Annotated in this window: 23 protein-coding genes, 1 tRNA gene and 1 pseudogene; 14 read left to right on the top strand and 11 right to left on the bottom strand. The window is 63.3% G+C overall.

Annotated features, from left to right (window positions below; translation table 11 throughout):
- Positions 1-69: 69 nt before the first annotated feature.
- A complete protein-coding gene (locus tag C4900_RS06725) occupies positions 70-1,779 on the top strand; it encodes an ArnT family glycosyltransferase (protein ID WP_065969339.1) in 1,710 nt (569 codons plus the stop codon).
- A gap of 147 nt (positions 1,780-1,926) precedes the next feature.
- Here the strand turns inward: C4900_RS06725 and C4900_RS06720 are convergent.
- The 5 genes and pseudogenes from C4900_RS06720 to C4900_RS06705 form a co-directional block, all read right to left on the bottom strand.
- Positions 1,927-3,317 (bottom strand): annotated as a pseudogene (locus C4900_RS06720) (ISL3 family transposase).
- Between the two features lie 235 nt (positions 3,318-3,552).
- Entirely contained in the window at positions 3,553-3,681 is a 129-nt protein-coding gene (locus tag C4900_RS16885; protein ID WP_267254358.1) for a hypothetical protein, read from the bottom strand.
- Positions 3,665-3,943: a hypothetical protein gene (locus C4900_RS06715; RefSeq protein ID WP_141689212.1), complete on the bottom strand. Its 279-nt coding sequence runs from the start codon at positions 3,941-3,943 to the stop codon at positions 3,665-3,667. The genes C4900_RS16885 and C4900_RS06715 overlap by 17 nt, the downstream gene beginning before the upstream one ends.
- A 121-nt stretch (positions 3,944-4,064) precedes the next feature.
- Complete coding sequence (locus tag C4900_RS06710) at positions 4,065-7,349, bottom strand: UvrD-helicase domain-containing protein (RefSeq protein WP_147267146.1); 3,285 nt, start codon at positions 7,347-7,349, stop codon at positions 4,065-4,067.
- Positions 7,339-9,948 (bottom strand): PD-(D/E)XK nuclease family protein, encoded by a 2,610-nt coding sequence (locus C4900_RS06705; protein ID WP_114282724.1) that lies wholly within the window; start codon positions 9,946-9,948, stop codon positions 7,339-7,341. The genes C4900_RS06710 and C4900_RS06705 overlap by 11 nt, the downstream gene beginning before the upstream one ends.
- An 11-nt stretch (positions 9,949-9,959) precedes the next feature.
- Between C4900_RS06705 and gltX the strand changes: the two genes are divergently transcribed.
- From gltX to C4900_RS06685, 4 genes are all read left to right on the top strand, one after another.
- On the top strand, positions 9,960-11,372 hold the full coding sequence (gene gltX / locus C4900_RS06700) for a glutamate--tRNA ligase (protein WP_114282722.1): 1,413 nt from the start codon (positions 9,960-9,962) through the stop codon (positions 11,370-11,372).
- Between the two features lie 16 nt (positions 11,373-11,388).
- Positions 11,389-11,464 (top strand) — tRNA-Ala (locus C4900_RS06695).
- A 139-nt stretch (positions 11,465-11,603) separates the two neighbouring features.
- Positions 11,604-11,849 (top strand): type II toxin-antitoxin system Phd/YefM family antitoxin, encoded by a 246-nt coding sequence (locus C4900_RS06690; protein ID WP_065969325.1) that lies wholly within the window; start codon positions 11,604-11,606, stop codon positions 11,847-11,849.
- Positions 11,846-12,286: a PIN domain-containing protein gene (locus tag C4900_RS06685; protein WP_065969324.1), complete on the top strand. Its 441-nt coding sequence runs from the start codon at positions 11,846-11,848 to the stop codon at positions 12,284-12,286. The genes C4900_RS06690 and C4900_RS06685 overlap by 4 nt, the downstream gene beginning before the upstream one ends.
- Positions 12,287-12,574: 288 nt before the next feature.
- Here the strand turns inward: C4900_RS06685 and C4900_RS15800 are convergent, their stop codons facing one another.
- The 3 genes from C4900_RS15800 to C4900_RS17190 form a co-directional block, all read right to left on the bottom strand.
- The gene (locus tag C4900_RS15800; RefSeq protein ID WP_147267145.1) at positions 12,575-12,952 is read right to left on the bottom strand and encodes a hypothetical protein; all 378 of its coding nucleotides are present in this window, start codon (positions 12,950-12,952) and stop codon (positions 12,575-12,577) included.
- Between the two features lie 196 nt (positions 12,953-13,148).
- Positions 13,149-13,406, bottom strand: a complete 258-nt coding sequence (locus C4900_RS06680) for a hypothetical protein (RefSeq protein WP_114282720.1) — start codon at positions 13,404-13,406, stop codon at positions 13,149-13,151.
- Between the two features lie 102 nt (positions 13,407-13,508).
- The gene (locus tag C4900_RS17190) at positions 13,509-13,940 is read right to left on the bottom strand and encodes an ATPase, T2SS/T4P/T4SS family (protein ID WP_114282718.1); all 432 of its coding nucleotides are present in this window, start codon (positions 13,938-13,940) and stop codon (positions 13,509-13,511) included.
- Positions 13,941-14,501: 561 nt separating this feature from the next.
- Here C4900_RS17190 and C4900_RS17185 point away from each other — a divergent pair.
- On the top strand, positions 14,502-14,921 hold the full coding sequence (locus tag C4900_RS17185; protein WP_114282717.1) for a sigma factor: 420 nt from the start codon (positions 14,502-14,504) through the stop codon (positions 14,919-14,921).
- Here the strand turns inward: C4900_RS17185 and C4900_RS06665 are convergent.
- Together C4900_RS06665 and C4900_RS06660 are read right to left on the bottom strand one after the other, a co-directional pair.
- Positions 14,838-15,731, bottom strand: a complete 894-nt coding sequence (locus tag C4900_RS06665) for an IS3 family transposase (RefSeq protein ID WP_114282231.1) — start codon at positions 15,729-15,731, stop codon at positions 14,838-14,840. The two genes, C4900_RS17185 and C4900_RS06665, sit on opposite strands and share 84 nt — an antisense overlap.
- Positions 15,728-16,024, bottom strand: coding sequence for a transposase (locus tag C4900_RS06660; protein WP_114282232.1), 297 nt, complete (start codon positions 16,022-16,024; stop codon positions 15,728-15,730). Before C4900_RS06660 ends, C4900_RS06665 begins: the two co-directional genes overlap by 4 nt.
- 74 nt (positions 16,025-16,098) lie before the next feature.
- Here C4900_RS06660 and C4900_RS17180 point away from each other — a divergent pair, with 74 nt between their 5' ends.
- From C4900_RS17180 to C4900_RS06620, 7 genes are all read left to right on the top strand, one after another.
- The gene (locus tag C4900_RS17180; protein WP_211306800.1) at positions 16,099-16,305 is read left to right on the top strand and encodes a sigma factor-like helix-turn-helix DNA-binding protein; all 207 of its coding nucleotides are present in this window, start codon (positions 16,099-16,101) and stop codon (positions 16,303-16,305) included.
- Between the two features lie 89 nt (positions 16,306-16,394).
- A complete protein-coding gene (locus tag C4900_RS06650) occupies positions 16,395-17,195 on the top strand; it encodes an arsenite methyltransferase (protein WP_114282714.1) in 801 nt (266 codons plus the stop codon).
- A gap of 252 nt (positions 17,196-17,447) precedes the next feature.
- Positions 17,448-17,690 (top strand): hypothetical protein, encoded by a 243-nt coding sequence (locus C4900_RS06645; protein WP_114282712.1) that lies wholly within the window; start codon positions 17,448-17,450, stop codon positions 17,688-17,690.
- Between the two features lie 840 nt (positions 17,691-18,530).
- Positions 18,531-18,725: a Blp family class II bacteriocin gene (locus tag C4900_RS06635; protein ID WP_065972089.1), complete on the top strand. Its 195-nt coding sequence runs from the start codon at positions 18,531-18,533 to the stop codon at positions 18,723-18,725.
- A 285-nt stretch (positions 18,726-19,010) separates the two neighbouring features.
- Positions 19,011-20,378 (top strand): HlyD family secretion protein, encoded by a 1,368-nt coding sequence (locus C4900_RS06630; RefSeq protein WP_114282710.1) that lies wholly within the window; start codon positions 19,011-19,013, stop codon positions 20,376-20,378.
- Positions 20,375-22,531: a peptidase domain-containing ABC transporter gene (locus tag C4900_RS06625; protein ID WP_211306799.1), complete on the top strand. Its 2,157-nt coding sequence runs from the start codon at positions 20,375-20,377 to the stop codon at positions 22,529-22,531. Before C4900_RS06630 ends, C4900_RS06625 begins: the two co-directional genes overlap by 4 nt.
- Entirely contained in the window at positions 22,515-24,023 is a 1,509-nt protein-coding gene (locus tag C4900_RS06620) for a TolC family protein (protein WP_114282705.1), read from the top strand. The genes C4900_RS06625 and C4900_RS06620 overlap by 17 nt, the downstream gene beginning before the upstream one ends.
- Positions 24,024-24,324: 301 nt before the next feature.
- Here the strand turns inward: C4900_RS06620 and C4900_RS06615 are convergent, their stop codons facing one another.
- Positions 24,325-24,906 (bottom strand): DUF4337 domain-containing protein, encoded by a 582-nt coding sequence (locus tag C4900_RS06615; RefSeq protein ID WP_065971878.1) that lies wholly within the window; start codon positions 24,904-24,906, stop codon positions 24,325-24,327.
- 467 nt (positions 24,907-25,373) lie between these two features.
- On the opposite strand from C4900_RS06615, the gene C4900_RS06610 reads away from it, so the two are divergent.
- The gene (locus C4900_RS06610; RefSeq protein WP_065971874.1) at positions 25,374-26,282 is read left to right on the top strand and encodes a hypothetical protein; all 909 of its coding nucleotides are present in this window, start codon (positions 25,374-25,376) and stop codon (positions 26,280-26,282) included.
- Position 26,283 lies beyond the last annotated feature (1 nt).

Genomic DNA, 26,283 nt, shown 5'->3' with positions numbered 1-26,283 from the left:
GCCACACCCCCGCCTGTCCACCGTCGCCGACACCTTACGCATCGCGGTCGTGTCTGCTAGCATGCGCCTATGTCGTCTCCTGTCACACGTCGCGGCGCCACCGCCGTCCTGATCTTAGCCATACTGGTCCTGACCTTCGTCCCACTCGCATTGCGGCCGCTCTTCAATCTGAACGAAGGTCTCTATGCCGAGGCCGCGCGCGAAATGCTCACGCACAACCCGATGATACCGCGCCTCGATGGCATGCCCTACCTCGAGAAGCCGCCGATCCTCTACTGGCTCATCATGCTGTCTTACAAGATCTTCGGCATAGGAAAGTTCGCCGCGCGCCTACCCTCGGCCCTGGCCGCCCTCGGGACCTTGGTGGTTGTGACGCGTTTCGCCCGCGCGCGGCTTCGTGAGCCGCTATGGCCGACGGTGATCCTGTTCTCGTCGATCGGCTTTTACATGATGTCGCAGCTCGCGATGTTCGACATGACGTTCACGCTCTTTCATACCATCACGCTGCTTGCGTTCTACGCCTACATCGAGCACCCCGAAAGGCCCTCGCGGTTGATGCTGGCCGCGGCCGCGAGTGCCTTGGCGTGCCTTACCAAGGGCCTCATAGGGATCGTCCTGCCTGGGCTCATCGTGATCGTATTCCTGGCGCTCGAGCGGCGCACGATACGCTGGCGGCCGTTTCTCGCCGCATGGGGCGTCTTTTTCGTCATCGCCCTGCCCTGGCACATCTGGATGGTGCTGCACGTCCCCGGATTCTTCGATCGTTACATCATCCAGGAGCACTTCGACCGCTTCCTCGGGACCCTGAAGCCAATGGATTACCGGCGGCCGCCGTTCTACTACAATTTCGAGCACCTGCTGCTAGGCATCTTCCCGTGGACACCGTTCTTCCTGGAGGCCTTCATGAGGAGGCGGCCGTACGACCGCCTGGATCGCTTCCTGCTCATCTGGGCGGCGACCTATGTCATCTTCTTTACGCTGTCCAAGACCTCATCGTCTTACTATATGCTGCCGGCGATGCCGGCGCTCGCGTTATTCCTGGGACGCGCCATGCCGGATCTCAAGGGCCGTTCGCTCGTACGATTGTTGGCGGCATTCGCCGTGCTCTGCGTGATCGCCGGGATCGTGGCCCTGCACATCCCGCACGCGACCATGCGTCCCTACCTCATCGGCGCAGCGCTCATCTACCTCGGCTTCTTCCTGGCCGCGCTCTGGGAGCGGCAGCCACGCATGATGCGTGTGCTGCCGGTGGCCGCCGTGGGGTCGCTCGCGGCCTTTGCCGCGCTGTATCTGACGTTTTCGATCGCGCACCCCAATCGCTACGCCTCGAAAGACCTGGCCATGGCCTTGATCCCGCATCTCACGCCGCACTCCTATGTGTTCGTGGCGCATCATTACGAGGACCTTTCGTCATTGGACTTCTATCTCCACCGGCCGATCTACGTCTTCGATCCGCGCCAGGGGGATCTCTATTACGGCGTCCGCCATTACCCCGAGGCGCATCGTCTGATCACCGGCAAGGCCCTGGTGGCACTGGCACGGCGGCAACGGGTATTCATCGTGGGCTCGATCAAGGATCAAGCCTCATGGGCGCGCTACGGACACTTCCATGTGGTGGCCAGCAACGGTCGTGACGTAGCCGTGGAGAATACGATCCGGGACCACCGCCCGGCTTTGCCGCACGCGCGCCACTCGCTGACCGGTCACGCGCATGCGCAGTCCCACGCCCACCCGCGCCATCAGGCGGGACCGGCACGCGCGGCATCGGCCGGGACCTAAGTCGGAGGGCGCGGCCGCGCGCGGCGAGGTACAGTAGAACCCGTCGCAAGGATGCGTCGATACCCATCAAGGACGATGGTGGGGCCCCCTTCCCCACGGAAGGGGGCTTTTTTTGGGGGCATCACGGAATCCATGATTGAAATGGGGTCAAAGCTCTCCGGACTCGATGAGTCGGACGAGTGTTGAGATGTCGGCCCCGTCGTTCTTCTCCGGCTGCGTTGATGGCTCCGGATAGCGTTTCTGAGCGGAAGGCAGTTCGTTACCACTCATGAAGCCCCGGGCGCCCGCCGGAATCTCGCGGCCCATCTCGAATCCTTTCATGTTGGGCGCTGCCCGATGCTCTTTCCGCTCGAATTTCGGTCGGCTGTTCTTGCGCTTGTGGACGCCCTCAGCAAAGAGAATCTTGGCCCGCAGCGCCTCAAAGCTGTAGCCGCGGCCGAGCCGATTCATGACGCGCATGAGACTGTTCAGGGATTCGGTGTAGGCATCGATCACTGGATGGTCGAAGTAGCCGAGAATCCACGGTGTCCAGTCCTCCCAGGCCCGCACCAGGTCGGCGAAGGCCGGTGCGACCTCCGGCATGATGCGCCGCTTCCACTCGATGTAGCGCCCCTGTGCCTCGTCAGTGATTTCGCGTCGTAGATGCCGAAAAACTCTTCCTTGAGATGGTAGGCCAGTCCCAGTTCGTCGTAGTTGCGCGTCCATCTAGAGAGCAATAAGCGCTCCCGGTCGTCGAGAGCGTGCTCGCGCTTTGGGAGCACGAAACGGTCATGCATGAGACCGTGCTTTTGTTTGAGCGTCAGACGCTCGCGCACGCCCTTCCTCACGCGCTCCACAGCGTCGTTCGCCATCCGGACGACGTGGAACTTGTCCACGATGATCTGGGCGCCCGGAATGACCGCCGCGCACGCATCCCGGTACGGTGCCCACATGCCCATGGCAACGTACTGGATATGTTCCCGGCCTTCCAGGCGCGACAGGTAGCGCACCACGGTATCCTTGTTCCGGTTTTGCAGCCGCTCGACGATGGTGTTGTTCTGGATATTGGCGATGACGCTTCGGGGCTTGATGAGGTGGATTTCGTCAATGCCCATCCATTTCGGCGTCTCGAAGCGGATGGTCGCCTCAAGAGCATTAACATAGTCCCCGAAGACCAGCCGAACGGTTTTCTCGTCGATTCCAACTTCCTCCGCGATGCTGGCGAAGGTGTGCTTGACGGCCCGCTTGCCGATCCAATCGACTAGGCGCTGCGTCATCAGCCGCTTCTCGTTGATCTCCGGCAGCGGCTCGTAGAACGTCTTGTCGCAGGCTCGGCAGCGGTAGCGGCGAGTGTCTATGTAGAGGCCGACACGGCGGCCGTGCATCGGCATGTCGCGAATCATCTGTTCCCGGCGCCCGAATCCAATCAGGTTGTCGGATTGGCAGTGAGGGCAGCACGCGGGCGGCTTCTTCGCCTCGGCGTCTATGTGATAGTCGTCCTCGTCCTCAGCGATATCGATGACGCTGTAGGCCGCCAGGTTCAGGATATTCGCGGGCATGCCGTGTCTGCTTTACATGCCCAGCCCACAATCCGGTCTTGGCCAAGACGCAGGCCTTGCTCTACTGCGAGCCTTGCCGAGAGCGGATGCGCGAACAGGACCGTTCCTTTCTTCACCGCGCTCTCAGGCATCGTGGCGGCGCGATCTTGCCCCGCCCAAGGGTAGAACTCCGAGAAAAGGTGCGATGAACGGTCAGGACATCCAAGTACGAGACCTCGGTTTTGCCGGCGCGCTGTTACTGCGCCACGGGCGCGTTGCGGACAAAGACCTCGTGCTCGATATGCGTTATGATCCGGAAATCCTTTTCCTGAAAGCGATTCCGGAGATAGCCTGCCGTCGCGAAATCTTTAAACGGATCGAACATTCAGCTCCTCGCGCAGGTAATTGATGTGCAGCGGCACCACGCTGTTGCTCGCAACAACGCCGGCACGCTCCAGGGCAATCAGCAAGCGCTCGATCTCGTCCAGGTGGATCTCGTCGTCGGAGAGCCGCGTGATCGTGTCGGCCAGCTTGTCAGCCGGTGTTTCGACGTAGACGACGCCACGAGCAGAGGCGAACTCCAAGATGTAGTCGCGCAGCCCGGATACGGGAAGTCGAGGTACGGCCCGCTGCATTCCAATAGGCATGACAATCCTCCACGATCAACCACGCATATCCTCAATATTTATACACGAACGCCACACCAAAATCGATCATAGAATCCGGGATATGGCTATCAAGACATAGGTTGCGAAAACGCCGAATCAATCACCCGTCGCGCCGTTCGTCGCCGGGCTCGTAGCGCCAATGGCGGAAGGCCGCCAGCAACGGGAAATACAGCCCGAGTTCCACGGGCCGCCCATCGAGATCCTGAAAGAGACGCGCATAACGCGCCAGCTGTCCGCTATAGCGCTCGCGCTCGCGCTCGAGAAACCCCTCGCGGTCCGCCCCCTCGTGGCGGCCGGTCTTGTAATCGATGATCCAGCGGACGCCCTCGCCATCGATGAACGTGCGATCGACGCGCGCGGTGACCACGGCCCCGCCGTCGAACGTGCTCAGGGCGTATTCGTTGCGCGCCTGTGCGTGCGGCGCCAGGATCCAGCGCCCGTCGGCATCCTGTAACGTGGATGTCAGGGCCTCCATCACCGTGGCGTGCGCCGATGGCAAGTCCTGTGCCGCAAATCCCTGACCATACAGGAGGCCCTGCGCGCGCGTCACCAGGGCATCAGGGAGCCCCCCGCCCTCCGGCAGGCCGGCCTCGGCCAACTCCGCCAACAGGGCATGCACGACGATACCGATGCGCCGGATACGGCTGCCCGCCCAATCGAAGGCCACCGGCGCGTCGACGTTCGCCGCTTGTTCCTCGCGCATGACCGACGAGGGCCCCGGCGACACCCAAGTCAACGCCCTGCGCGCGACCCGGCGCAGACCGGTGGGCGGGAGCGCAACCGCCTCGGCACCGGACCCGCACGCCACACATGACTGCCGGAAGGTCTCCCCTATGACGGGCCACAACACCGTCCAAAGGCCTGCCGCCTGCACCGAACCATCGTCCTTGCCTTGGGCATGACCGATGAGATGCAGATCCTCGCGGGCACGCGTGCACGCTACATAAAGCAGCCGGCGGACCTCATGCTCGCGACGACGCGCCGCAAAGGCCCACAGGGCATCGTAGAGCGAGTCCTTGTCCTCATCATGGGCCTTGAGCGGCGCGAGCAGCAGGTCCGTGCCGCGTGGGCCCTCGGTCTCCTGCACGAGCAACAGCGGACGTCCGTCGCCGCGCGTCCGACGCCCGAGCCCCGGACAGATGACGACATCGTATTCCAGGCCCTTGGCCTTATGGATGGTCAGGATATGCAGGCCCGAGGCCTGTGGATCGGCGGGTGCGTAGAGTTTTTGCAGGTGCGCGCGCAGCTGCCAGAGGTCTACCTCGCCCGCCACTTCGCGTTCCGACAAGGCCTCGAAAAACACTAAGGCCTCGTCGAGCGCCGCCTGCGTAGTCAGGGCCGCGGGTCCGCCGAGCGCAAGCCAGGTCTCCTCCATGCAGCGCGATAACGGCACGCGCCCGCGCTGTCTTTGGGCCGCGCACAACGCCTCGCGCATCCGCGCCACGCGCGCGCGCCCGTCAGCGCTCAAGCGCGCCACGCGCCCCTCGTCTGCGAGGATGTCGACGAGCGCTCGCGGGTCACCCTCGCAGAGCGCCACCAGATCGGCGAGATCGAGCCCGCACCAGGGGGCCCGAAGACCGCTCAAGGCGCTCAGGCGCGCCGCCGGAAACAGCAACGTCTCGGTGAGCGCTAGCAGGTCGCGGATCACGGGGCGCGTCCCCAGGGCGTAGAGCTCCTCGCCGGCAAAGCGTAGCCCGGCGGCGCTGAGCGCCGCCGCGATGGCATGCCCATGCGATCGCGAGCGCACCAGAATGCCGATCTCAACCTCCGGGCGCTGCGCGCGGATATCGCCCACCAGCCGCGCCACATAGTCGGCCTCAGCGGCCATGTCGGCATCCACGAGCCCATGGACGCGCACCGCGCCGCCGGCGCCGCGCACAGCGGTCGCGGGCGCGTGCGGCACCGCCCCCTCGTCACTCACGAAGCGCTTTGGCAAAAGGCGCGCGAAGGCCTCGTTGACCCACGCGACAAGACCGCCGCGCGAGCGGAAATTGGCGCTCAGGGTCACCGATTCCAACGGCCACGACCCGAGCCCTTCATTTCTGAGCTTGAAGAACAACCCGACCTCGGCCTTGCGGAATCCATAGATCGATTGCATGGGGTCGCCGACCACAAACAGGCTGCGCGGCTCCCCCGGCACCCACTCGCTCGTCAGGCGTTCGAGCAGCCGGTATTGCAGGACCGAGGTGTCCTGAAACTCATCGACGAGGATATGCTGCAGGCGCCGGTCGAGCCGCAGCGCCCCGGCGGTCGGCTCCCCCTCCGCACCCAGGGCCTGCAGGGCGCGTAGCGCGGCCTCGGTGAAGTCCCACGCGCCGTGGCGGGCAAACACCATCTGGAGCTGCGCCGAGGCCGCCGGCAGGATGCGCAGCAAGGCCGACAGCCGTTGCCATTGGTCATCGCCGTAGATGCACGGCCCCCAGGCGACAAGCGCATTGAGCGCGCTTGCAAGCCCCTCGGGATCGCGGAATTGCGCCATGTACGCCCGCGTCGGCCCGAGATCCTTCGGCCAATCCTTGAGCTGCTTACGCAGCCCCCCGCCACCGGTCAGGAAATACCCGGCGAGGCGCTGCCAGAGTCGCAAGGCCTCCACCCCGTCGGCGCCCAGATTCGCCGGCTGCCAGTCCGGATCACCGGTGAGGGTTGCGAGATACGCGCAGGCCGGTCCCAACGCCTCCTCCGGAAACAGGGCGCGGGCGCGCGCCATGGCCTCATGGGCGAGACGCAGAAACACCCCCTCGAGACGCGCGCGCGCCTGTTCGGGGGCGGCCGACCCGGTCTCGAGCACCACCGGCAGCCATTGTTCGCGGCGCCCCAAGAGTTCCCCGACCAGGGCCACGAAACGATCGACATCGTTGGCAAGGGCCGGCAGCAGCGTCGCGAGCGCCAAGCCCACGGCGTCATCGGCCCCCAGGTCTGCGAACGTCGCGAGCGCGGCCTCGGCATAGAGGGCCGCAGGGTCTTGCGCCACCTCCAGGGCCACGCCGACACCGGCCGCCGCCGGCCACTGGTTGACGATCTGCGCACAGAACGCATCGAAGGTCTGAATGCGCAGCCGTCCCGGGCAATCGGCGAGAAACCAATCGCGCCGCTCGCCGTGGCGCGCGGCGGCCTGCGCGAGGGCCGCGAGCTCGCGTTCGTAGTCACTGTCCCCGGGGGCCGTGAAGTCCGCCGTCAAGGCCGCCAGCACCCGCGACCGCATCTCCTCGGCGGCCTTGCGCGTAAAGGTGAGCGCGAGTATCTCCTCGGGGGTCTCGACACGCGCGAGCAGCGCCAGATAGCGCTGAATCAAAAGCGCGGTCTTGCCGGATCCGGCGGGGGCCTGAACCACGAGCGAGCGGGTCGGGTCGATGGCCGCACGCCGGGCCTCGGCATCACTCGTCATCACCACCCCCGCCGCCCTCGTCAATCCGACAGAAACCCTCGCGCCCGCAATATTCACAGGCCCCGTTCAAGGGATCCACGGCCCCGCCGCCGGCCGCGAAATCCCCCGCCAGGCGCGCCAGGAGCGCCGGCCACGCCCCGGTCACCTGCCCCCAATCGGCCACCACCGTGGCCTCCGGCAGGAGCGCGTCATCACGCGTCCAGGCCTTGTAGCCGCCGTCGCGCGCCGACAATCCCGCGTACGCGATACCCGCCACCTGCGGACCTTCGGCCACGGCATAAAACAAAAGCTGCGGGTATTCGGGGCGGTCGGTCATCCAATCCACGGCCGGCATCCGGCCGGTCTTGTAGTCGATGAGCACCGTACGCCCGTCGACCACATCCACACGGTCGATGCGGCCGCGCATCGCAAGCGGCCCGCAGCGCAGCGCCACCTCCTTCTCGCGCTCCACCACCCGAAACGCCGGCCGCGCCTCCTCGCGCTCGAGGAATTGCGCCAGCAAGCGCTCCATGCGGCGCGCCTCGAGGACCACGAACGCCGCCGGGAAGCGCGCATAGTCGTCGGCGGCCGTGGCCTGCGCGGCGGCCACGGTCTCGGCGATACGGCGCGCGCGCGCATCCGTGTCCAGGGCAAGCCACGCCCGCGGCTCCGGCAACTCGCCAAACCAGATCTCCATGACCTTGTGCGCCACCGCGCCGCGCACAGCCGGCGTCAGTCCGTATCCCGGGGCATCGAGAGCGTCCGCACGCAGACGGTACTGGGCCATGGCCCGAAACGGGCACGCGGCCTGGGCGGCGAGCAGTCCGGCCGCGAACGGTCCGGTGCGCGCATCGTCCAAGGGTGCGGCGCGCACGGGATAGTCCTCGAGCGCCGCGCGCGCGGCAAACGCCTGCCCAAAGCGGCTCACAAACGCCGGTGCTTGCCCATCCACCGCACCGCGCGCGATCAACGCCCGGCTCGGGCGCAGCGCACCGGAGGCGTCGTGCCGGGCGGAACTCAGTATGGTCTCGGGCGCGGCGCCCACGAGATCCTCGAGCACGCGCCCGGCAAAGCGAATATCGTCCTCGACGAAGGCATGCGGGAGGCGATGGGCGCGCTGAAAGGCCAGCGGCAGCAGCGGATGGGGGGGACGCACGGCAGGCCACGCCCGGTCATGCAGATTCATCACCCAGAGACCGTCGAACGTGAGGCCTATCGCCTCGAGCGGTCCCAGGATCTGCAACGGGGCATCACCCCCGCGCGGCTGAAAGACTCGGTCACCGAGCGCGCCTTGCACAAACCCGAGCGCCCTCGCGTAGGACATCCCCCCGGCCACCGCCTCCAGGGTGGCAAATGACTCCAGGACGTCATGCACCGCGGCGATCGCCTGATAGTCTTCGCGCGCGGCCGCGCCCGGCCAGCCGACGGCGCTGAGCGCCCCCATGAGCAGTCCCGCCCAGGCGCTCGCCGACGCCCGCCGCGGCCAGCGGCGGACGATGCCCGCAAGACGCGCAAAGCCGGCGTGCGCGCTAGGCGCGCCACCGCGCAGGGCACGCGCCAGCGCCGTCACATCGACCTCGGACGTGCCCATCAACATCTCATAGGCGCACCGTGCGCGCGCCGAACGCTCGGCCTTGGCCTCATGAAGGAACGGCGACTGGATGAGTGCGGCGGCCTCCCCGGCGGCCAACATCCCGCCCGCCAATTGCCAGACACGCAACGCGGCCGCCACCACCGGCGCCTCGCCGAGCGCCGTGCCAAGCGATATCTCGTAGGGTACGGTCTCGGCCCCCGGGTGGGATGCCAGAATCTCATGGGCCAGCCGCACAACGCGTCTACGCTCGGCGGCAAGATCCGCCACCACCAGCGCATAGCGCCCATGGCCCTCACGGGCGATGCGCTCCCGCGCCCACAAGAGCGCCGCGGTCAATTCCTCGGTCGCGGTCGCAAAGATGCGCGCGTCGCCCTCCCCGCCCCAGTTTGGCAGCGGCAGGACCGAGACGTGCGCGCCGCGCGCCGCGCACGCCCTCTTCACCGCCTCTTGCGCCGGCGTCAGGCGCTCAAAGCCCGCCCATAGGACCTGGGCGCTGATCGCTATGCGCCCGGCGCCGATCGCCTCGGCGACCCGCGTGGGATCGTGGGCGGCGTCGTCGCGGCCGAGGGCGGCAAGACGCCGCATGAAGGCCCGCGCCAGCGCCACGAATATCTCGCTCTCGCGATCGCCCCCCGCTTCCGGCAGCGGCAAGGCATAATCGGCGAGCAGCTGCCAGGCCTCGGCGGCCTGCGCCGCAAATGCCCGATCCTGGCAGAGAAAACCGGGGTCATATTCGGTGACAAGCTCCGACCACAACCACTGCTCCTGGGCGGCGGTCAGCGGCGAGCGCCCTCCCGCATGGGCGCGCGCGGCCTCCGCCGAGCGTTGTACGAAGGCCGACCAGGGGAGGATGTCGGGCGTCTCCCACACCCGGCGACCGGTGGCACGCAGGTGGCGCGCATAGCCGAGATGCAGGTGGTGCGCGAGGCGGTTGTTGGCGGTGATGACGCATGCGCCGGCGGCCAGCGCCGCGTAGAGTTCGGAATCCGCGCCGCCCGTGAATTCATTCGCGGTTTTCAGTACCATAGCCCCCCACTATGACGATACGCACACGCTTTGCTCCAAGCCCCACGGGCTATCTGCACATCGGCGGGGCGCGCACCGCGCTCTATTCCTGGCTGTTTGCCCGCAAGCATCAGGGGCGCTTCGTCCTGCGTATCGAGGACACCGACCTCGAACGCTCGACACCCGAGTCGGTGGCCGCGATCCTCGAAGGCATGGCGTTTTTGAACCTCGACTATGACGAGGGCCCATTCTACCAAACCCGGCGCTTCGATCGGTACCGCGAGGTCCTGTCGGAACTCATCGCCCACGGCCACGCCTATTACTGCACATGCACGAAGGCCGAGCTCGAGGAGCAGCGCGCCGCGCAGATGGCGCGTAAGGAAAAGCCGCGCTACGACCGCCGCTGTCGCGAGCTCGGCCACGGGCCGTCGCCGGAGGCCGTGGTGCGCTTCAAAAACCCGCTCACAGGCGAGGTGGTGGTGGACGATGCCGTCAAGGGACGGGTGGTGTTTCGCAATGACGAGCTCGACGACCTCATCATTGCCCGCAGCGATGGCACGCCGACCTACAACTTCACGGTAGTCGTAGACGACATGGACATGGACATCACGCACGTGATCCGTGGCGACGATCATCTGAACAACACCCCGCGCCAGATCAACATGCTGCGCGCGCTCGACGCCAAGCCCCCGGCCTACGCCCACATCCCGATGATTCTCGGTGAAGACGGCGCGCGGCTCTCCAAGCGCCACGGGGCGGTGAGCGTCATGCAGTATCGCGACGAAGGATACCTGCCAGAGGCCCTCATCAACTATCTCGTGCGCCTCGGCTGGGCCCACGGCGACCAGGAGATATTCACGCGCGCGGAGATGATCGCGCTCTTTGACATCAAGGACGTGCATGCCGCAGCGGCCGCCATCAATCCCAAAAAGCTCCTGTGGCTCAATCAGCACTACATAAAGACCCTGCCAGCCGCTGACATTGCCGAGCGCCTGCGGCCGTTCCTCGTCGAACGCGGCGCCGATCCCGCCGCCGGTCCGGCACTCACCGACGTCGTCCTGGCCCTCAGGGAGCGTGCCAAGACACTGGTGGAGATGGCCGCGCAGGCACTTTTTTTCTATCACGAGCAAGTCACGATCGACGACCCGAAAAATCAGGCCATCCTGGCTAACGCCCCGCATGCGGCACTCACGGCGCTCGCCGAGGCGTTGGCCACGCAGTCCACCTGGACACGCGAGGCCGTGCACGCGACACTCGAAGCCGTGGCCACCGATCAGGGGCTGACTTTCGGTAAACTCGCCCAGCCGGTGCGTATCGCCGTGACCGGCAGCTCGGTCTCGCCGCCGATCGATGTGACCTGCGCCCTGCTCGGACGTGAGCGTTGCGTATCACGCCTCCATGCGGCCGTCGCGCAGTCGCTTGCTTTTCGAGAGGCGAGACCTTAAAGTAGCCGCGCGCTAAGGGGCCATAGCTCAGCTGGGAGAGCGCCTGCATGGCATGCAGGAGGTCGGCGGTTCGATCCCGCCTGGCTCCACCATAAAATCAAGCGCTTACAGACCCCCCCGCACCCTCTAGTTTACGGTAATCCTGCTGTAACCCTGCCGCAAATCGAGGAATGCTTGCGCTTTTTGGTGAGGATTGTATAGTAGTTATTATTACTACTTTACGCGGACGTCATGGACAAGTTCATTTCCGCAGCTGATGCCAATCGCCAGTTTTCTACCCTTCTACGTGAGGTTCGCGAGGGTCGCCAATACGTGGTAACGAGCCACGGTAAACCCATTGCGCGGCTCATTCCCGTCAACAAGGACGACGATGTCGCGATGCGCGGGCGCGCTGCTTTATTGTCGCGTTTAGAAGGGCAGCCGCTTAGCGATGCCGGACGGTGGACGCGCGAGGAACTCTACGAGGATGATCGGTGAGGGTTGCGCTCGACACGAATGTGCTTGCCTACGCGGAAGGGGTTAATGGGGCTGAGCGGCGAAATGTCGCCCTTACCCTTATTGCTCGCCTACCGCCGGGGGCGACCGTCGTACCCGCTCAGGTCCTAGGCGAGCTGTTTAATGTCCTTGTCCGCAAAGCAGGAAAACCCCGAGCCGATGCGCGCAACGCGCTCTCAAGCTGGCGCGACGCCTTCCCCGTGATCGAGACCTCACTCGATGTGATGTTGGTGGCAGCCGATCTCGCGGTCGACCATAATCTCGGGATATGGGACGCCGTGATCTTGTCTGCGGCTTCGCGATCAGGATGTCGCCTTCTGTTATCCGAAGACCTTCAGGAAGGCTTTACATGGGCGGGAGTGACAGTGGTCAATCCATTCTCCTCACCCCAACATGCCTTGCTGCAGGCTTTATTGTAAGGACCGCTGAGGCCCATAAACCAGCCTGATTTCGCGCGGTTGTGCCTGCGTGTGATGTGGTGAAAAGCTCCCGACCTTAGGTCGGGGCTGTTTACACCAGGAAGGCACTTGCACAACTTGACGGACACAACGGAGCGGTGCGCACCGGCATCGCGCGGGCTGCTCTAAACGCCCCAACTGGCTTCGTGCAATACGTGACGGAGAGCGAATGCCCCGGCAGCGGCCGCGCGCACCCTTCTCTTGACAGAAGTCAATGTCGGTCTGCACTATCCAGAATTACAGTCCCGCCTAGGAGGCACGGGTGTCATATTTAAAATGGCTTGATTCGAGAATTCGATTTTGGGGCGTATTGACCGAGCGTTTGGAAGGTATACGGCTGGCCGCTTGAGATTGTTGTAAAATCTTTTCTGCGGACTGAATGATATGTCGATGTTCTAACTCAAGGCGAAATGCCCTCGTAGACAGCAAGTACACATTATCAGGCAAGACAAACGCAGTACCCGCAATCTTATGATCCTCGAATAACAAGGTTGCGTAACGCTTCTCTCCTGGTGACTTTTTATGGTGAAAATCGAATAGGAAATCCTGCACTGCGCGTTCCCCCGCATGCTGTTTGCGAAATGCCGGTCCCTGAGTCCGGGCCTCTTCGCCAATGGTCGTTCGCATAATGGGGATGTGATTGTGATGGAGAAAGGCCAGGATTCGCTGGCTGGTTTCTGTGTGGTGCCGGGTAAGCTCGTACTACACCCTATCTACCACCACCACAGTAACGCGCAAAGTCAGCAGGAGATCCAGCCGATCCGCGTAAGCCAAGGTGATGCGAGGTCCGGCATCGGGTACGACCAACTCACACTGTGTGACGTTAGATTCCGGCATGCCGCAAAAACTGTCTGAACTGGGATATCATGGCGTTCGTTTCTTTGTCGGACAGATGCGGCATAGGAAGGTCCGCTTGTGCCATCAACCGAAATAACATTTCGTCGCTGTCTAACGACAAAGTGTTCATGACCTCTCTGTACATGAGGCGGCCACGAGAAAACTCCTGAAGAACAGTCAGCGTTTTTTCCGGCATGACTTCTTGTGTGAGAAGCGTGGTGGATTGATCTGAAGCGCTGTACATCGGAATCTCCGGGGCTCCTGTGGCCTCCCTCAAGGGGAGGCCACAGGGTCGTATTCGCAATCCCTATGAGCTTGATGGGGATTCTATCAGAATTTGCCGTGCTCACATGCAGCATCCGTCTTCCTGCTGAATCCTTACTGCTGCGTCCGCCGCACATTCTGCGTATAGGCCGCCTGCTGAATCTGAGAGGTCTCGTGCCGCTCGATGGCGGAACCCAATCCCGCGTCTTCGGGGGCGTACGCGCAGGAGTTGCGTAGAGAGCAACAGGAGGGGTGCCGGTGTCACACCGTGGCGACGGGAGGTCCCGATCGGCCGCGAGGACAGTGTGAGGTGGACGACGGCCGCCAGGTGCGCGGCAATCTGGGAGGTGGCTCCCTCCGGACCTATTTCATGGGCGGCCAGCGCCGTGAGGCGTTCAATGGCGGTTTCCACGGACTCGGCGTGGATCGTCGTGATGATCGGGCCGCCGATGCCGGCCTGCAAGACCACCGCCGCGGCCTCGAGCGGGCCACGCACCTCGCCGATGAAGAGCATGTCGGTCGTGAATTAGACCCACTAATTCTGCTGAGGAGCCGAAAATGGCATGGTGCGTTTCGGCGATATCCGCGAAAGCCCGTCGGGGCCGCGCTTGGAAATAATTGACCCTCTGGCGCAGAGACCACACTGGAAATACTGCACTACACGCAACTTATGTCAGCGCTACGAGGCGCTCGACAATAGGGGGTCTCCGAAGCCACTAAGAGACACCAGGTGAGGTGCGATGGGGGCGCGTTACGGATCCAAGGCTGTATCGAGATTATGCGAGGCGATCATCACCTATAGCCCTGTAACTTTGGTTGGCTTTTTAAGGCTTGAGCCACGCACAATGCCCGGGTTCTTTTTGGGGGACTGAGAGAACGGTCCCTGTTTGCGCTTGACAGGTAACTATAGCCGTTACTATCCTGACGTCTCCCGGCGCGTCCGAGATTTGCCCCAAGAAAAGGTGCCCTAACAACCGGCTCGCGCGGACGCCTGGGACAGCGCGCCGTGTTTCCTGACACTTCATTGACCGGCGCCGCACGGCCGAAACCTTAGGTTGCTCAACCCATAGCACCGATGCCTGATTTCTGGCAAGAACACAAGACGCAATTGCGCAGCTACGTTGCCCGACGTGTACGGGAGAGCTATGCGGTGGACGACATTGTTCAGGATGTATTCCTCAAAGCCCACACGAGCCTGCATATGGTCAAATCCCATGGCAGCATTGTCGCCTGGTTGTTCCGCATTGCCGCGAACGCGATAGCCGACCACTACCGGTCGCAGAAACCGTGGGATGAGCTTCCTGATGAACTCGCGGCACCGGAGCCTGAGCATGATTACGTCACAGAGTTGGCGAGCTGTCTTCGGCCATTGATCGCGGATCTGCCAGAAATTTACCGATTGAAGTGGTCCCTACGCAGCGGACCTCATAGACGGGTCTTGATCTGGGTGTTGCATTCTGCGCGCATACTCGTTGGGCGACAAGTATCCGAGTGATGAGTGCAGGCGGACAGGATTGTAGAATCCGTGGATGTATTGCGCGATCGCTCTGTGGGCGTCCTGTTTTGTCGCATACGGCTCGGTCGCTTCTTCGGTCTTCAGTGTTGCGAAGAAGCTCTCCGAGACCGCATTGTCCCAGCAATTTCCCTTGCGACTCATGCTGGCCACCATGCCAAGTGCGCCGAGAGCGTTGCGGAAATCATCGCTGGCGTACTGGCTGCCGCGGTCGGAATGAAACACCGTACCGGATGGCGGTGTCTGGAGATGGCAGGCATTGCGCAGCGCATTGAGCACCAGCTCATCGGGCATGCGATCCGAGAGGCTGTAGCCGAGCACCTGGCGTGTCTGTAAGGCGATAATCACCGCCAGGTACAGCCAGCCCTCACGAGTGGCAACGTACGTGATGTCGCTTGTCCAGGCCGGCACGGCTGTGTCGACGCTAAATCGCCTCTGTAGGACGTTCGGGGCGATGGCGCGCTGATGGGCACTGTCGGTCGTGCGCGGCACGAAGCGCCCTTTACGCACGCCTCGCAAGCCTTCCTCGCGCATCACTCGATGCACACGTTTGGGGTTGATGCGCATGCCCTGTGCGCGCAGGGCATGCGTGAGGCGCCGGCGACCATAGCGGCGCCGGCTTTCCTCGTGGACCTGTATGATCGCTGCACGCAACGGAGCGTCCGCGTCGCTCTGTGGCGCACGTTCTCGGGCCTGCCAGGCGAAGAATCCCGACGTCGATACCTCAAGTACCCGGCACATGAACCCGATCGGGTAGTGAGTCCGCTGCGAGGCGATATAGGCGTACTTCACTTGGACTCCTTCGCAAAGTACGCTGCGGCTTTTTTTATGAAATCGCGCTCCATGCGCAGCTGAGCATTCTCGGCTCGAAGCCGTGCATTCTCAGCTTCCACATCGCTCACAGGACGGCGCTTCCCGTCCTTGGCGAACCCTGCTCCATCACGCGAAATGCGGATCCAATTAGCCAGCGTCTTGACCGAAATACCGAGCTTGCGGGCAGCCTTTGCCGCTCCGAGGCTCTCTGCCAATGACACTGCCTGCGCCTTGTAATCGGCGGTATATTGAGCACGAACCTGACGTTCCATAGTGACCTCCAAGTGGTTGGTTTAATCCATCCATTAGAGGTCCGTCAACGGGGGACCACTTCAGATCAGCCCTTGTGCTATCGGAGCTAGAGGGCCTGCCCCAGAAAGAGGTGGCCAACCGTTTGGGCATTTCCCTCTCCGGCGCAAAATCCCGAGTACAACGCGGCAGAGGGAATTTGCGCCAGCGCTTGCTCGATTGCTGTGACATCGAAACCGGACGAAGCGGCATCATCGGTTACGCGCCACGCGACAAGAACCGCGATGGGAGCAGCTGCGGCTGACGGGGAAGCCTGCGTCTTTTTTGCCGAATCTCCGTCTACAGGGATACGACGCTACAAACGTCGCAACCCTTGAATGACAGGAAAGATTTATGGATGCCTTGAAGAGCGACGAGATCCGGCAGGCCGTGCGCCAGCAATACGGCCGTGTGGCTGAAAGCGGCGGTGCAGGCTGCGGTTGCGGCCCGACATGCTGCGGCACACCCACGGCAAGTGCAGACACCCTGTCCCAAGGGCTCGGTTACACGGCTGATGACGTTGGTAGCGTACCTCAGGGTGCGAACATAGGGCTGGGTTGCGGAAACCCACAAGCTATCGCCGCACTGAAAACAGGCGAGGTTGTGCTCGACCTTGGCAGCGGTGGCGGTTTTGACTGTTTTCTCGCGGCCCGGCAAGTGGGCGACACAGGTCGGGTCATCGGCGTGGACATGACCCCTGAAATGATTTCCAAGGCCCGAGCCCATGCCGAGAAAGGCGGTTATCGTAACGCCGAATTCCGCCTTGGCGAAATCGAGAATTTGCCAGCGGCGGATGGCGCCGTGGATGTCATCATCTCCAACTGTGTCATCAATCTGTCGCCCGATAAGGCGCGCGTATTCAGGGAGGCGCACCGCGTTTTGAAGCCGGGAGGACGATTGGCGATTTCGGATGTCGTCGCCTTCGCCTTGTTGCCGGAGGCAGTCCGGAAGGACATGACGCTTTATACAGGTTGTATGGCCGGCGCTTCCTTGGTATCGGAAGTCGAAGCCATGCTGCAGGAGTGCGGATTTACGGAGATTCGCGTGGCACCGAAAGATGAGAGCAAGTCTTTCATCGGCGATTGGGCGCCAGGAACAGATATTGCGGAATATGTGGTATCGGCAACCATCGAGGCCATCAAACCCGCAACCTAACAACGGTGCCACCTCGGACTGCCAAAAGCTGCGGCGCTTCGCTAGGCGGCTTTGGGCAGCCGGTTGTAGCAAACGTTTAGGCTGTCGAAAACATCACAAGAGCGCTACCAATGCCCGAGAAATATGCGTATGACCGGTGACAGTCCCTTGCTGAGGGGGGGGTTAAGTCCCTGGCGCGATACGAGGACTACGATTATCGCCAGACGAGTCTGATCCGGATCAGCTTTTCTGAGAAAATCCTACCCGGCCGCTTTGAATACACGCCCCGCTATCCTCGATCATACGATCGGCATATCAATATTCGAACCGCGTTATGGCAATGATGAAACCGGCACAGCGACCTATGACATGGTGCCGTTACTGAAGACGGTTCTCTACGCCTACGCACGCGCCATCGCCTCCAGCGGTCTGGTCGAGCGCGGCTGCCGCGAGGACGTGATCTTCATGGCCTTGTTGGCGGACATCCGGCCGCACTTCACTGCGATGCCAATGTGATTTCCACGAGGGAAGGCGAGATCGCCGCCTTGTTGCAACGGCCATTACCCAAAAGCCTCTGCGGGCTTAACGGAGATCGCGCTGGCGAAAGATGACGATGGTTCCTCGTGGAGACAGTTTGCCGGGCTGCAAAATCCTCGCGACGGCAGCTATCGTGGACCTCCTAAAGTCCTGAGCTGCGATGCGATTGTTTATCCAGGGCGAGCGGAACATTGTGAATGGGATGATCTCTCGCAGGCTCGCTTCATGTTTCTTCCCCATGAGTGATCACCCTTTCGCGGTGGCGCTGCGCTCACTATGGTCATCTCACGGGGGCTGGCAGCACCATAGAGTGTGCCCATGCAGGGCGTGCCAGGAAAGCCTCGGCGCAACTCGGGGCCCGGCAAGGCGGGATCACTGTACCCCTCGCAATCTGTCCTGTACGGACGCGCGACCATGCATACGCCCATCGCACGCCGATTCCAGTTTACCTCGGAGCCCTGGGTGCGTGAATAACCACAGACACCCGCACATGCCGCGGCTCCCTTGCTATCTCCTTCGTGCGCCGATCAGGAAGGGCCGCCCTTTGTCAACACACCCATAGAAACGATCACCATCCCGCGCATGGCGGGCGGCCTGCGGAATGGTTTGAACATTGGGAACTGCCGCCGGCCACACCGTGCCAAAGACCGCATGTCCGGCACAGCGGGCCATCCATCCCATTAAACGCCCACCCGGCATTGACAGCCCCTTTGATGCGGTGTTAAAAAAATCCGCAGGCGACTATTCCATCGCCTGCGTAGTAATCAACCTATCTATATCGACACGGAAAATGTCAGAAATTACTGCAAGGAGCCATTCATGGACAACACGCATTCCATCAGAGAACTCAGCCAGGAAGAGATCGCCCAAGTATCCGGGGGCGCGAGTGTTGGCGTCAGTGTTGATGCGCTCGGCATGCCGATCGTAGGCGTGGGCGTCAGCACCACAGGTATCGTCACCCCCACGCTCTCGCTGGTCGGTACTGCCGTCGGCGGCGTGCTCGGAAAGCTCTGAACAGGGACGTGTAACACCGGCCGGCCGCACGCTAATGGGGGTGCGGCCTGCCACGCAAGCCGCCAGCGGATGGTGGCTTGCGTCTCCACTTTTGATTCGGCGGAAAATGACAGGCCGTCGCCGTGCGGTGCGCGTCACGCATCCACCACCGATAGCTGAACCCGGGACGCACGAACGGGCGCCGCGCGATCCTCGCCATCCGCCCTCTACGAACGTGCGACCGGAAATGCGCCCATCGCAAGCCCGTTCATCTCATCTCCGGAGCCGTCGGTGCGCGAATAACGCATGACCCCCGCAAACGCCCCTCCTCCCCTTTATCGTCCGCAGGCGCGGGCCCGCGCCGCATCGTCCTGGATCGGCACGATCACGGTCCGGGCTCCGGCAAGTCATTACCTTTTTGCGTGGTCGGCGACCCTTTTTGCCTTGACCCTTGCGGCGTTCCTCATTTTCGGGCGCTACACCAGCCACTTGAAGGCGCGCGGTACCTTGGTGCCTCGTGGCGGGGTGTTGTCTATTCGCGCACCCCTCACCGGCACCGCCACGCATCTCCTGGTCCACCTAGGTCAGGACGTCACCGCCGGTCGCCCGCTATTGACGGTCTCGCAAAGACCGTTCAGTCCGGCGCTCGGTCCCGTCGACCGGATCATCCGGGGTTCGCTGGCCGAGGAACGCCGCCTGCTGATCCGCGATATTCAGCGCGACGCATCGCTGGCCGCCATACAGCGCAAGACCCTGCAAGATCGGCTTCTGGATCTGCGCGCGCAGTACGCACAAACCCGCCGCGAGCTGCGTATCCGCGCCCAAGATATCGTCGATACCAAGCGGGTCCTGAAGGATTTCCTGAGCGTCCGGGCCCGCGGCCTGGTCTCGGACCCCATCCTCGAACAACAGCGCCTCGCGGTGTTGAACGCCCACGCCCAATGGGCGCATGTGGCGCGCGAGCGCCAGGCGCTCGCCGACAAGCTGCGCGCGACACGCCATGAGCTCATGGCCTTGCCACTTACCCGCGCGCGCCATGAGTCGCACGCCAAAGCGCGCCTCCAGGCGATCCGCCGCGCGATCGCCCAGACTTCCGCCCGCCATACCCTTACGGTGCTCGCGCCCCGCAGCGGCGTGATTGCCAATCTCGCCGTCCATGCGGGACAGGCAGTCACCGAAGGCCGCACGCTACTGACTATCGTCGGCCGCCATGACGCACTCATGGCCCGGCTCCTGGTGCCCGCCACGGCGGTCTCGTTCCTGCATCCCGGATCACCAGTTCTCCTGCACTATGCGGCATTTCCATACCAGGAGTTTGGGGCCTTTCACGGCACCGTAAAGAGCGTGTCCTATAGCGCGCTCACACGCAGCGAATCGCGGCGCGTCGCCTGGCGGCCAGGCACCGAACCCCTTTATCCCGTGCAAGTGGCGTTGCGGCGCACCGTCATTACGGTCAACGGACAGCGGCGCCCCCTACGTCCCGGCATGCCGGTCACAGCCGAAATCCCGCTGAGCCGCCAACGCCTCTTCCAGTGGGCCATCAACTCCATTTATGGCCCCCTCCCGGCGCATCACAAGGGCGCGAATCGTCCGCCCCGCGCCATTCGTGCCGCCGCGAGCGCGACCCCCGCATCGACCGCTGCCATGCCCTCACTACCCGGATCACGGCCGTGAGACCCGCCGAGGTTGCCGCCCATTTGCGTCTAGGCTTCCGGCGGCCGATGCCGACCATCCTTCAATCAGAGATCTCCGAATGCGGCCTGGCTTGTCTGGTCATGGTCGCAGCCTTCCACGGTTATCATAGCGACATCGCCACTATGCGCCGGCGCTTCGGGGCCTCGCTGAAGGGCACAGGCCTTGGGCGCCTGATACAAATGGCGAGGGACTGCCAGCTCAATGCGCGCGCCCTACGCATCGAGCCCTCGGATTTCCATCACCTGCGGTTGCCATGCATCCTCCATTGGGAGATGAACCACTATGTGGTGCTCGAACGGCTCACCAAGCGCGGCGCCGTCATCCGTGACCCTGCGCGCGGGGCTCGCTTCGTGTCGCCATCGGAAATCTCGGACGCCTTCACCGGAATCGCCCTCGAGCTCATCCCTGCCCCAGGCTTCCGCCCGGCCACACACAAGACCCCCATCTCCTGGCGCACCCTGATCGGGCCGACGCGCGGGCTCGGCGGCGCGATCGCACGCGTCCTGGCCCTTTCCTCGACATTGGAGATCCTGGGCATCCTGGGACCGTTTTTCATGCAGTGGCTCATTGACCGTGTCCTGGTCATCAATGATCACCACCTGCTCACGCTGCTGGGCGTGGCCTATGTCGCCGTCACGATCTTTTCCGCGCTCTTTTCCATGCTGCGCTCGTGGGTCGTCATCCATGTCAATGCCATCGTCGGATCGCAATGGGCTACTAACCTGTTTTCCCACATGATGCGGCTGCCGCAGACGTTCTACGAGAAACGCCACATCGGCGATATCGTATCGCGCTATGACGCCATCCGTAACATCCAGAAAACGATCACGGCCCATTCGGTGTCGGCGCTGCTCGATGGTGTCATGGCCGTGGCCATCATCGTCGTCCTGACCCTCTATAGCGTGAAACTCACGATCCTCGTGTTGGCGGTATTCCTGCTCTATCTCAGCGCCCGCTGGATAACGTATCGCCCGCTACGGGACGCCACCGAACGCCATATCCACGCCCTCGCAAGACAGCAGACCTATCTACTGGAATCCCTGCGCGGCGCCCAATCCATAAAGCTCTTCAACGGCGAGGGCCGCCGGGCCGCACAATTTGCCCATCTCGTCGTCGACTCCACGAACGAGGATGTCCGTGTCCAGCAGTTGTCCGCGCTGTCCCATGCCAGCCAGCAGTTCCTGATGGGCGTGGGCCACGTGGTGGTTATCTGGATCGCGGCGCTCATGGTCATGCGCGGGGCGTTTACGGTGGGCATGCTCGTGACCTACTCGCTTTTCGCGAGCCAATTCCTCACCCGCGGCGACACACTCGTGAACATCGTCATGGAGTTCCGGATGCTGCGCCTATACGGCGAACGCTTGGCCGACCTTGCCTTGACGCCGCCCGAAGAGGCCATTGATGGTACCTATGCGGGACCCGATCCTGGCCCGCGACTCACCGTCAGCGGCCTTGCGTTTCGCTACTCGCAATCCGACCCCTGGATCCTGCGCCACATAGACCTTACCGTCGAGCCCGGCAGCGCGGTGGCGATCATAGGCCCCTCAGGCACCGGCAAGTCCACCCTGGCCAAGCTGCTGCTCGGCCTGATGACACCTACCGCCGGCACGATCATGCTCGGTGGCATCGAGATCCGCCAATTGGGCCTCGCCCGCTACCGGCACATGGTCGGCTGCGTATTGCAGTCCGACCCTCTGTTTGCTGGCACCATCGCCAACAACATCGCCTTGGGATACCCCGACGCGTCTCTGGACGATATTGTCACGGCCTCCCAGCAGGCCGCCATCCACGACGAGGTCATGGCCATGCCCATGGGCTACGAGACCCTCGTCGGCGACATGGGATCGGTGCTGTCCGACGGGCAAAAACAACGCATATTACTCGCGCGCGCCCTATTACGATGCCCGCGGCTCTTGATCCTGGATGAGGCCACAAGCCATCTCGATACCGTTCGCGAGAAGGCGGTCAACGACCACCTGCGCGCCCTCGGAGTGACGCGTATCCACATCGCCCACCGACGCGAAACTATCGCCCAGTGCGATCACATCTATCGCCTCGATAACGGCGTTCTCACGGCCGTCTCCATGGACAGTTATCGGCCCGGCGAGGTACACCTTGCCACAGAGGGCTGAGGGCATACGCATCCCGGGGGATCCGGCTCGAAGGCCCCAAGGGCCGTGCCGGGCGCGGCGCGCGCTCGTGCTCGCCTCGCTGGTCATGGCCGGTGTCGGGTCGGCCGCCGCGCACGGGCGATCCGTCACCCCCGGCATCCTCGATGACCCGTGGGGGCTCATGACGCGCGTGGCGCCGCCCGGGACCTACAGCCCAGGGCGCCATCACCTGCCGCGGATCCGCAGGCCCAAGCGACCCCCGCGCGCCGTACTGGCCGATTTGCGTTCCCTGCCCGCGCTCACCGCCTGGGCCCTGCGTCACAACCCGCGCACAGCCCTTGCGTGGCAGGAATGGCGCGCAGAGGCCGCCGCGCTCGGCGTGGCCAAGAGTGTCTGGCTCCCAGCAGTAAACGGCGTCTTCGCAGCCCAACGCAGCGCCACCATGGTGCGCGCACCCGCGGCCTCCGTGGGCCCGGCCAACGGGCTATACAGCACCCTGTCTCTCGACGAGGTGCTGTTTCATTTCGGATACCGCCGCGCCTCGGTCGCGAAGGCGCGGGCCGCCTTCCTCGCGGCACGCTATAACGTCGACGATGCCATTCAGCAAATTGCCCTGGCAGTGGCCGATCGTTACTATGATCTGGCCGAAGCCCACCAGGACGTTGCGATTTACCGTTACGATGTCCGAGAGGCCCGGCGCGTCTATACAGCCGCCCGCCGCCTGTATCATGCCCACCTAAAGCCCATAACCGATCTCGATCTCGCCAAAACCCTATGGGCGCAGGCACGCGCCAGCCTATCCGAGGCCAGGGGGCTCGAACGCGTGCGCCGTGGCGAACTCGCGCAAGCCGCCGGGCTACCCGTGGGGACCCCGCTCAGCGTCGTTTCCCTGCCGGCTCCCGCAGGCCCGCTTCCTTACACCATACGACACTGGCTGCAGGCGGCGCTTGCCCATAACCCGTCACTGCTCGCCGACCTTGCCCTAGCGCGAGAGGCACACCAAGCGATCCGTGAGGCCGCCGCCCAGGCGCTTCCGTCGGTATCCCTTCTTGGGAGTGCCGGCAACGACGAATTTCCCCATGGCCCCGATGTGAACAGCTTTGCTGTCGGACTTCAGATCAACGTGCCTTTCAATATCAACTTTGCGAACACCTATCGTATTGAACAGCAGCGGGCCACATACCGCGCCGCACGCGCGCAGACACGCGAACAGGCGCATCGGGTATTGCTGGCGGTATGGCAGGCCTTCTATGGACTGCAAAGCAGCATGCGCTCCTATCACAGCGCGACGATCGCCACGATCAGTGCACGGCGCGCGCTCTCGGGCATAGGTACGCAGTATCGGATCGGCCTTGCCAATATGCTCGACCTGATCTCCGCGGAGTCCAACTTAGTCGCCTCGCGCATCACCCAGCTACGCGCCCTCACCGATTATTACCGATATCGAGCCGCGCTGTTTCGCGATTCCGCCCTGATCCCGCGCGCGGCGCCGACATTACACAGGCCTCGATAGACGTACCCTGACCATCCCCCATAGCCCGCCAGATAGACACCATGGCGACTAGGCCATCACACCGTTCGCAAGGTCTACTCAGGATATTCTTCGAATATCCTGGTCAACCTCCGACAGCCTGCCACGCGCCGTTAGCCGTCAATGGCGCCGGCATCCCCGACAGGCCGACAGCGACCGGCTACAAAGGCGCGCATCACCCACCCCGGCGCATGGGGACAGGCGCGCCGGAGCTTGCGGTGCCTCGCGTACCGGCACATAGGCTTCGCTGGCCCCCGTGCGCGCTGCCCGCCGACGGCCGCATTCACACCAACCACAGGGCGTAACCCCACAGCCCCGCGCCCAGGGCCGCCGCGACACCCGCCGCGATAAAGAGCCACCTACGGCCAGTCAGCGCCGTGATCGAGGCGAGCGAAATGGCGATCTGAATGAAGATGAGGCTCAAGGCCATGCCGTTGTGAGGCCGATCAAGTCGCGCCGATTCCCGGTCCGCGTGCCGCGAACGCGCCTCCAGGGCATCGGCGCGTGCCTTAATGGTCACCTTTTGCGCCGTGTACTTTGCAATCTTCTCGCGAAACAGCCTTGCCTTCGAAGGCGGCACGAGGGCCAGGGCCAACTGCATGATATGCGCCTTGGTACTGACCGCTTGGTAATAATTCCACTGGTCGGCCGCATGGGTCTTTTGCAAGATGGCCTCGTTTTTATAAAGGAGCACCTCGTTCATGGTGCGCGTGCCCTGGTAGCTCACCATCGCGCCCAGGGAGGCGAGGATGGCCGTAAAGATCGCCACCCACTGATTCAAGCTATGATGCTTGTGAGGGCCTTGTGCGGCCTCTTGGACGAACTCCTCATGCGGCGCATGGGTGTGGACTCCGTTCTCGGTCATTACGATCTCCCATCCGATATAACACACGCCTACCGACAGCTCGCGCCCCAGAACGCGGGGCTATTGGTTGAGCCACCCTCAAACGGGGGTGTTATGCCCCCGCGCCGACCCCCGCCGGCGCCCGCGGGTTGGACCGCTCGGATTGCGTTCACGGGCCCCGGTACGCGGCCTAGTATACAGGCCCTGCCCGGCCAAGCGCCGGTCAGCATCGGTCCGCCCCCGTGTCATCCCTGATGCTCGACCCGCCCCACTCAGTCGCCAGGGCGCGGGGCGCCGGACAGATCCCGGGCCACCACGAGCGGTATGGGGCATGGGAATGCCCTACCTTCCCCGGCCGCTTTGTCGCTGCTTGCGGTTTCCTATCGGCCATGGAACAAAATAGCTGAGCCCGTGTCTCAAGCGATGGTAATATAAGGTCCCCTAGGCTCATAAAAACTGACCGACAACCCTATTATCAGGAATCATCCATGCCTGTCCGAAGATACGCCGCGATCGCTGTGGCGGTCGTTTTGCGCACGCTCACCGTAAGCGCTCAGGCGCACGCCATTGCCGGCATGCGCGTCTTCCCTGGAACCCTGACCTTCCCGGATCCAGGGGTCACCGACGAGTTCGACTTGGGATTTGGCCGCGCGGCCCTCAGCACGACGCCAGGCGGCCCTTCTCCTTACGTCTCGACGACCTCCGCGACGGAATCCAAGACCATCACAAAAGACCTGGCCTTCAGTATCGGTGGTAGCTACCAGGGCGCCAGCGGTAACGCCGGGCCGAGCGGTTTCGGGAACGCTGCGGTGGGCCTTAGCTATCTGCTGTGGAAGAGCGATAGCCAAGAGGCGCTTATCACCGGCGCCCTGAACGAATCCCTCAACGATACCGGCAGCGCGGGGGTGGGTGAACCCTACTCGGTATTCTCCCCGACACTGCTATTTGGGCGCGGTCTCGGCGATCTGCCAAGCAAGATCCGGCTGCTGCGGCCGTTTGCGATAACCGGTATGGTGGCCGCCAATATCCCGTCGGCGGCGAACGTCGCACGATCCGTCAGCTGGGGTGTGTCGGTCCAATACAGCCTCCCCTATCTCCAGTCCTACGTGCGCGATATCGGACTACACGCCCCTTTCAACAACCTCGTGCCGCTCGTGGAAATCCCCATGCAGACCTATACGAGCGGGCCATATGCCGGACAGACGCTCGGCACTATCGATCCGGGCTTTGTCTGGATTGGGCATTATGGGCAGGTCGGTATAGAAGCGACGATCCCGGTCAACCGGGCGAGCGGCCGGGGCCTGGGCGTGATACTGGGCGTCGGCTTCTATCTTGACGACCTCTTTCCCCATAGCCTGGGCGCACCACTCTTCCCCGCAACCCCAAGGACCACCTAAA

Source organism: Acidiferrobacter thiooxydans, assembly GCF_003333315.1.
In the GTDB taxonomy this organism is placed as follows: domain Bacteria; phylum Pseudomonadota; class Gammaproteobacteria; order Acidiferrobacterales; family Acidiferrobacteraceae; genus Acidiferrobacter; species Acidiferrobacter thiooxydans.
The sequence above is the reverse complement of the archived record's forward strand: the minus strand, read 5'-3'. Positions and strand labels throughout refer to the sequence as shown.